Annotated in this window: 7 protein-coding genes; all 7 read right to left on the bottom strand. The window is 58.3% G+C overall.

Annotated elements, in window-relative coordinates; translation table 11 throughout:
- Window positions 1-55: 55 nt before the first annotated feature.
- Window positions 56-1348, bottom strand: a complete 1293-nt coding sequence (locus AUC61_RS02030) for a GGDEF domain-containing protein (protein ID WP_243244227.1) — start codon at window positions 1346-1348, stop codon at window positions 56-58.
- A gap of 546 nt (window positions 1349-1894) precedes the next feature.
- A complete protein-coding gene (locus AUC61_RS02025) occupies window positions 1895-3700 on the bottom strand; it encodes a phenylacyl-CoA dehydrogenase (RefSeq protein ID WP_243244226.1) in 1806 nt (601 codons plus the stop codon).
- A gap of 394 nt (window positions 3701-4094) precedes the next feature.
- Window positions 4095-4391, bottom strand: coding sequence for a pyrroloquinoline quinone biosynthesis protein PqqE (locus tag AUC61_RS02020; protein ID WP_122664119.1), 297 nt, complete (start codon window positions 4389-4391; stop codon window positions 4095-4097).
- Window positions 4392-4685: 294 nt separating this feature from the next.
- On the bottom strand, window positions 4686-5366 hold the full coding sequence (gene bioD / locus AUC61_RS02015) for a dethiobiotin synthase (RefSeq protein WP_243244345.1): 681 nt from the start codon (window positions 5364-5366) through the stop codon (window positions 4686-4688).
- A 28-nt stretch (window positions 5367-5394) separates the two neighbouring features.
- Window positions 5395-6207 (bottom strand): malonyl-ACP O-methyltransferase BioC, encoded by an 813-nt coding sequence (bioC, locus tag AUC61_RS02010; protein WP_243244225.1) that lies wholly within the window; start codon window positions 6205-6207, stop codon window positions 5395-5397.
- Window positions 6200-6931: an alpha/beta fold hydrolase gene (locus AUC61_RS02005; RefSeq protein ID WP_243244224.1), complete on the bottom strand. Its 732-nt coding sequence runs from the start codon at window positions 6929-6931 to the stop codon at window positions 6200-6202. Before AUC61_RS02005 ends, bioC begins: the two co-directional genes overlap by 8 nt.
- On the bottom strand, window positions 6924-8114 hold the full coding sequence (gene bioF, locus AUC61_RS02000) for an 8-amino-7-oxononanoate synthase (RefSeq protein ID WP_243244223.1): 1191 nt from the start codon (window positions 8112-8114) through the stop codon (window positions 6924-6926). Before bioF ends, AUC61_RS02005 begins: the two co-directional genes overlap by 8 nt.
- Window position 8115: the final 1 nt, after the last annotated feature.

The raw sequence follows: 8115 nt of genomic DNA, 5'->3' as shown, positions 1-8115 counted from the left end.
AGAAAATGCATTTCAATCAATTTGCATTTTGTTTGATGAGCGCGTGCGGAAAAAATTAAGCAGCTGCAGTCCGCACAGCACCGCGCTTGGTGCTCTGCCCGTGGGACATGACGCAGTTACGCCCGGCGCTTTTAGCCGCGTACAACGCCTGGTCGGCGGCCTTCAGGACTTCTTCGGGGGTACGGTGCTCCGGCAGCCGCTCGGCAACACCAATGCTGACGGTCACCGACACGCTGGTCGCGGGCCCTGCACCTCGACGCTGACGACCTTGCTGATCGTCTTTGGGACGGTTATCCGGATTACGTAACTGGATTTCATAGTTGGCGATCACTTCGCGAATGGCTTCCAGATGCGGAATACATTCCTCGATGGATTTTGCCGCAAAGACAATGGCAAATTCCTCACCGCCGTAGCGATAAGCCTTGCCGCCGCCATTAGTGATCTTCGACAGCTTGCTGGCCACCAGCCGCAGCACCTGATCACCTACGTCATGGCCGTGGGTATCGTTAAATTTCTTGAAATGATCGACGTCGCTCATCGCCAAGACGTAATTACGCCCCAGACGCTGCATGCGCTCATTGAGAGCCCGACGCCCAGGCAAGCCGGTCAGCTCGTCGCGGAACGCCATTTGATAGGCCTCATGGGCAACACCGGCGGCAATCATCAACATCACCTGACTGCACATGATGTTCAGGGTGAACGGCAAAATGAACGTTTTCGGCAGCGCCCAGAATAACCCCAGCAACCCGATCAACTGCGCGGCATGCAACGGCCGAGGCTTGCGAACGTATTGCGCAATCAACAGGCCGAAGGCAATCAGGAAGGACAGATAAGACAGCTGAATCAGGCTCATCCACGAGCCATGCAACGCTGGCCAACGGATTTCCGCCAGCGAAGCCAGCAATACCGCGGGGTAGCTCTGCTCAAGCCCCAGCGCAACCGCGCCGACGGCGACCAACACCGCAAGCCGCGCTATCAGGTCTTGAACCAGATGAGTTCGCTCCTCCCAGGCGGCATAAACGCCATAAAGCAGCGGCAATAACAGGCACACCAGGTGGAACACCACAGCCGCGTCTTCACGAACAACGCCATTGTCGCGGAAATAATCGGTCTGGGTATCCAGCAGAAAGTAAGCGATATACACGGTGATCATCAGGAACAGCTCGCGCTGACGCCGATAGACACAGCAATACGCGCCGCCTAGCAGAAGAACCAGCGTAGGCAGCACGTTGAACAGGGACGTGAAGAACACGTTCAAGTCTTTGACATAGGCGGCCGCCAGCCCCGCAAGCAATAAAAATAGCGACGGCAAAAAATGACTCAAACGTGCAGCAGAAGAACGCAACAAAAGGGATGTCTCCTACCCATCACAGGGTAAAGAACTCAGTAGCTGGCATTGTGCCTTCATCCGCTCGGATATGCATTCAGAAGAACTAAATAGCAGGCTACTTTCTTTAACGGCAGGATCCCGGAAATGTTTATTGGCAGGAGGTGAAGATCGCGTGACGGCAGCGAAATGCCATACCTGACACATCGCCTCGCGAACAAGTTCGCTCCTACCAAGAGTCCCTGCCTCATCCGGATTTGCTTATCGCAGGACTCGAATGGGCGATGACATCACCGGTAGGAGCTGCCCCTATGCCACTGACACAGCGCTGTCGCGCAGCAAACATTGAATCTGTAGGAGCGCACGAGCACCGCGAGGGCGCGATGGCACAGGACGCCATCGCGGCCTCGCGGTGCTCGTGCGCTCCTACAGAAAAGCATTCCAATCAGATAGTTGTAGTTTTTTGATGAGAGCGAACTTGTTCGCGAACAGCGTCCCTGATACGAGCAGCCACAAAAAAGCCGCTTCCCCCGAATGAGAAGCGGCTTTGAGTGAAACCGGCGAAGCTTAGTAAGCGAGGCCGAAATCCTCTTCCTTCATGTCCATCAGGTTGTTGGCACCCGAGAGCATCGCGGCAACGTGCGAACGGGTACGTGGCAGGATGCGCTGGAAGTAGAAACGCGCAGTCTGCAGCTTGGCGGTATAGAACGCCTCTTCGCTGGTACCGGCAGCCAGTTTTTCGGAAGCCACACGAGCCATGTCGGCCCAGAAGTACGCCAGGCAGGCATAACCGGAATACATCAGGTAGTCCACCGAGGCGGCACCGACTTCTTCACGATCTTTCATGGCGGCCATGCCCACTTTCATGGTCAGTTCGCCCCATTCCTTGTTCAAAGCCGCGAGCGGAGTGATGAACTCCTGAACAGCCTCGGCACCTTCGTTGTTCTGGCAGAACTTGTGGACGATCTTGGTGAAGCCCTTGAGCGCCTCGCCTTGAGTCATCAGCACTTTACGGCCCAGCAGGTCCAGCGCCTGAATACCGGTGGTGCCTTCGTACAGCATCGAAATACGGCTGTCGCGAACGTTCTGCTCCATGCCCCACTCGGCAATGAAGCCGTGTCCACCGTAGATTTGCACACCGTGGTTAGCGGACTCAAAGCCCACTTCAGTCATGAACGCCTTGGCAATCGGCGTCATGAATGCCAACAGCGCGTCAGCCTGCTTCTTGTGCTCAGCGTCTTCGCTGTACTTGGCGATATCCACCTGTTTGGCGGTGAAGTACACCATAGCGCGGGTGCCTTCAGAGAACGCCTTCATGGTCAGCAGCATGCGCCGCACATCGGGGTGAACGATGATCGGGTCAGCAGCCTTGTCCGGCGCTTTCGGGCCAGTCAGGGAACGCATCTGCAAACGATCACGCGCGTATTTCAAGCCGCCCTGGAAGCCGATTTCGGCGTGAGCCAGACCCTGCAGCGCGGTACCCAGACGCGCAGTGTTCATGAAGGTGAACATGCAGTTCAGGCCTTTGTTCGCCGGCCCGATCAGGAAGCCAGTAGCCGCGTCGAAGTTCATCACACAGGTCGCGTTGCCGTGGATGCCCATCTTGTGCTCCAGAGAGCCACAGGTCACGGCGTTGCGCTCGCCAACGCTGCCGTCAGCGTTTGGCAGGAATTTCGGCACGATGAACAGCGAGATGCCTTTGGTACCCGCTGGAGCGTCCGGAAGGCGCGCCAATACGATGTGGACGATGTTATCGGCCATGTCGTGTTCGCCAGCCGAGATAAAGATTTTGGTGCCGGTCACCCGGTACGAGCCATCAGCCTGTGGTTCGGCCTTGGTACGCAACATGCCCAGGTCGGTGCCGCAGTGGGATTCGGTCAGGCACATGGTGCCGGTCCATTCGCCCGAAACCAGCTTGGTCAGATACTGGTGCTGCTGCTCTTCGGTACCGTGCTCGGAAATGGTGTTCATCGCACCATGAGACAAGCCTGGATACATGCCCCACGACCAGTTGGCCTCGCCAACCATTTCACTGACCGCCAGACCCAGCGATTCCGGCAAGCCCTGACCGCCGTGCTCAACGTCGTGGGCCAGACTTGGCCAGCCGCCTTCGACGAATTGCTTGTAAGCCTCTTTGAACCCGCTCGGCGTTTTCACGCCTGACTCGCTCCAGGTACAACCTTCCAGATCGCCCACACGATTCAGTGGCGCCAGCACCTGCTCACAAAACTTGGCGCCTTCTTCAAGAATGGCGTCGACCATATCTGGAGTAGCGTCCTGGCAAGCCGGCAGACTTTGATAATGCGCTTCGTAGCCGAGCAGTTCGTCACGAACGAAGCGAATATCACGCAAGGGGGCCTTGTAGTCAGGCATAGCGATAAACCTCTGCTGATGAAACCTGGAAATGTGTGACCGATCGGTCGCTGCGGGAACGTTCCCCAACCACCGGACAATCTCGGATGCCTAGCGGTCAAACAGGTGTTTGAAACATACGTTTACGCCCAAACCTTGTCAAGCATGCGTCCGCAACCTTTCATCTAGAGATGTTTTGCAGGGCGCACAGACAGAGGCGTACAGCACAGCGCTGGCCGTTCGTCGATGCCATGAGTCTAGTTGAGAGAGGCTGACTTGCAGAGGGTGAACAGAGGAAATAGAAGCGGGTGATAGCGGGGAATTCAGCGCATGCCGTGCGCAGATCGCACGGCAAAGAAGAGTTACAAAAGGAGGGATGAATCAGGCGCAGGTATCAATCAGGCGTAAGTATCAATCAGGCGTAAGTATCAATCAAAGTGCCGAGCATTTCGTCGCTGGCTTTTTGCACGGCTACACCGGCTTCAACCTGGTTTTTGCCAGAGGCCATCTCAACCAGATTAGCGGACAGATCTGAACGCTGAGAGCGATCAACCGAACGCAGGTTTTCCAGCTGGAAGTCCGAAGACTGGCTTCTGCCGGAGACTTCAATATTGCTGCTGGCGATTTGAGTAGCCGCCTGATCGACACGCGACTGCCCAACTTCCATAGCGCTAAGGCCTGGATACAGCGTGTTGTTCATGGTGATTTGCATAAATCGATCCTCTGTTCGTAAAGCGAACACGGGCTTATTTAAGCAGTAAACCCGGTGAAACACCCGACAAAAAGACTAATGGCACAAAGCCTCTTCATAGGCTTAGTCTTTCTGGCCTGGCCAGTTTACTGTTTCGGCCTCCACTACATTGATCAATTTTTGTGCAGTGGCGCACATTCTAGCCACACCGATTCCCTGTAGGAGCCATCGGAGGTTACGACGGTCGCGAAGCGGTATGGGTCAGACAGACCGCAATCGCAGCCTTCGACAGCTCCTGCATAAACCACGCAGCGATCAATCCAGCAACTCCAGATGCAGATACTCCGCCACCGCGTCAGCGCCTGCTTTCTTCAATTTAGGCACGCGCCCCAGACACGGCGCAGGCAATCGCTCAGCAAGGGTCGCCAGATTCTCTTCAAGCCGTGAGGTTTTCGGATCGATGATGTTGGCCACCCACCCCGCCAATTGCAGCCCATCTGCAGCGATGGCCTCGGCAGTCAGCAACGCATGGCTGATACACCCGAGGCGCACGCCGACGACAAGAATCACGGGCAATTGCAGGCCGATGGCCAAATCCGACAGATTGGCCTGATCCGCCAAGGGTACGCGCCAGCCGCCCGCGCCTTCGATCAGGGTGAAATCGGCATTGCGGGCCAGCAATAAACGCATCGGGCCGAGCAGCGCCTGCACCGTCAAGGCGACACCCGCCTCACGGGCAGCCAGATGGGGCGCGATGGCGGGCTCGAAGGCAAACGGGTTGACCTCGTCATAACCCAACTTCACAGAACTCTCGGCCATCAATGCAAGAGCGTCCGGGTTACGCAGCCCGTCAGGGCCAACCGCACAGCCCGAAGCCACCGGCTTGCCTGCAAGGGTACTCAACCCACTGGATCGGGCAGCCTGTAGCAGTCCCGCAGCGATGGTGGTTTTACCGACATCGGTGTCGGTGCCTGCGATGAAGTACGCACGGCTCATCTCGGCAATCCCTTTTGACATGAAGAACTCAGACGGTTTTTTCCAGCACCGCGTAGACGACCTGGTAGGTCGCCGGTAAACCTTGTGGCTGACGATAACCTTCGTACGCCTCAATCAAGGCTAGTAGCCGTGCGCGTCCGGTCAAACCGCCTGGGCGTCCCGGGTTCAGATTGTGTGCACCCAAAGCCTTTAACTCGTGAGTGAGGCTGCGCAGATCCGGGTAGTACAAAACATGAGGCCTGACCTCAATGGAGCGCACGCGCATACCACTCGCTGCGCACAGCCGACGGTATTCCTCGAGTTGCCGGAAGCGATTGACGTGAACCATACCGTCGACCGCCTGCCAGCTGTCGCGTAGTTCATAAAGTGTGCCTACACACAGACTGGCAAAAGCGAATACTCCACCGGGCTGCAGCACTCGACGAGCTTCCCCCAGCACCGCAGCAAAATCCGCGCACCACTGCACCGCGAGGCTGGAGAAAATCAGCCCGAAATGCTCATCCCGCAGCGGCATGCGCTCTGCATCGCCAACCACAAAATGTTCAGCGCCACCCAGCGGCCGTGCATGGCGCAACATGCCTTCGGCAATGTCCAGCGCAACCCCTTCGCTACCGTCATATGCCTCGGCCAGCGCCCGGCTGAAGTACCCGGTGCCACTGCCAAGATCCAGCCAGCGAGCGGGACTCGGCCCGGCGGGGAGACGTGAAAACAGTTCGCCGCCCACCGCGCGCTGCAACTCGGCAACGCTGTCATAACTGCCCGCCGCACGGGAAAAAGATGCAGCCACCTGGCGTTTATCTGGCAAACCGCCTGGCAGCCGTGGATTGGAAAGATCAGTCATCACCGGACTCATGAAGAAACGCGTGGATCGCCGCTGCGACACCGTGAGGATTTTCCAGCAGGAAGGCGTGGCTGGCCTGCTCGATCAGCCCCACCTCCACGTCGGGTAAAAGCGCCAGCAGATCGCTCGCAGCTTCGGCCGGAACAAAGGCATCCAGTCCTGCGAACAGGTGCAACTGCGGCCCCCGAAATGTTTGCAACGCGCTACGGGTATCGAGTTGCTCCAGCAATTGCAGGCCATGCACCAGCGAGTTGACCGGGCCATGTGGCGCGCCAGCCTTGAGCAGGCGTGAAATCGCACGTGGATCCTCAGCACCTTGCGCACACAGCAGACTGAAGCGCTTCAAGGTCGCGTCAGGATGATCAATGCACCCGGTCAGAAACGCATCGAAATCTCCGGCAGGCATTGCATTGGGCCAGGCGCCGCGAGGCACGAAACTGGCGTTGCTGGCCAGCGTCACCAAGCCACAGCAACGCTCACCCCGACGCGCCGCCAACTCTGCCGCGAGCATGCCGCCCAGCGACCAGCCACCCAGCCAGGCGTCATCAGGCAACGTCGAGTCCAGTTCATCGAGCCATTCGCGAGGGTCGCTGCTGTCCAGGTCTGGCAACGGCTCGATTTCCACCCGCAAATGATCATCCAGGCCACGCAACGCAGCGGCCAAAGGCTCCAGAGGCGAGATACCCAAGCCCCAACCCGGTAACAGAATCAACCGATCACGCATGCTCTGGCTCCACCTGTTCGCTCATGCCCAGCAGCGGGTAACACTGCGCCAATGCATTCAACAATAGCTGCACTTGTGCGGCGCTGTGTGCGGCGGATAGCGTCACGCGCAATCGCGCGCTGCCTGCGGGTACGGTAGGGGGACGAATCGCGGTCACCAGAAGACCGTGCTCACGTAGCATTTCCGAAAGCCGCAGCGCCTGCCCGGCATCGCCAATAAGGATCGGCTGGATCGGCGTGAAGCTGTCCATCAGCGTTAGGCCAATCTGCTCGGCCCCGGCGCGAAACTGCGCGATGAGCTGCGCCAGGTGTTCACGACGCCAATGCTCGGTGCGCAGCAGCTCAAGGCTTTTCAGGGTTGCGCAAGCCAGCGCGGGCGGCTGACTGGTGGTGTAGATGTAGGGGCGGGCAAACTGAATCATGGTTTCGATCAACTCGTCGCTGCCAGCCACGAAGGCCCCGGATGTGCCGAACGCCTTGCCCAGCGTGCCGATCAATACCGGGACCTCATTGATGCCTAGACCGAAGTGCTCGACGATGCCCCCGCCATTGGCTCCCAATGGGCCGAAACCATGAGCGTCATCGACCATCAGCCAGGCGCCTTTGGCTTTCGCGGTTTGGGCCAGCGTCGGCAAATCGGCGATGTCGCCGTCCATGCTGAACACGCCATCAGTAACCACCAGCGTATCGCCAACGGCTTTCTCCAGACGTGAACTCAAACTCTGGGCATCGTTGTGCAGATACCGGGAAAAGCGGGCGCCGCTGAGCAAACCGGCATCCAGCAGTGACGCGTGATTGAGCCGGTCCTCGAGGACGGTATCGCCCTGCCCCACGAGCGCAGTAACTGCTCCGAGGTTGGCCATATAGCCATTGGAAAATAACAACGCACGTGGTCGCCCGGTAAGCTCGGCCAACGCGTCTTCGAGCGCGTGATGCGGGCTGCTATGACCAATCACCAGATGCGAAGAGCCGCCGCCAACGCCCCACTTGTCAGCACCGGCCTGCCAGGCGGCGATAATCTCGGGATGATTGGCCAGCCCCAGGTAATCGTTATTACAGAACGCCAGCAACGGCTTGCCGTCGACCACCACTTCGGGTCCTTGCGGGCTTTGCAACAAGGGGCGCTGGCGGTAGAGATTATCAGCGCGCCGGGAAGCCAGACGCGTGCTCAGATCGAAAGACATG

Origin of the sequence: Pseudomonas maioricensis (genome assembly GCF_022790535.1) — a bacterium.
Taxonomy (GTDB): Bacteria; Pseudomonadota; Gammaproteobacteria; order Pseudomonadales; family Pseudomonadaceae; genus Aquipseudomonas; species Aquipseudomonas maioricensis.
Note: the sequence above shows the minus strand (reverse complement) of the source record. Positions and strands in the feature narration are given on the sequence as shown.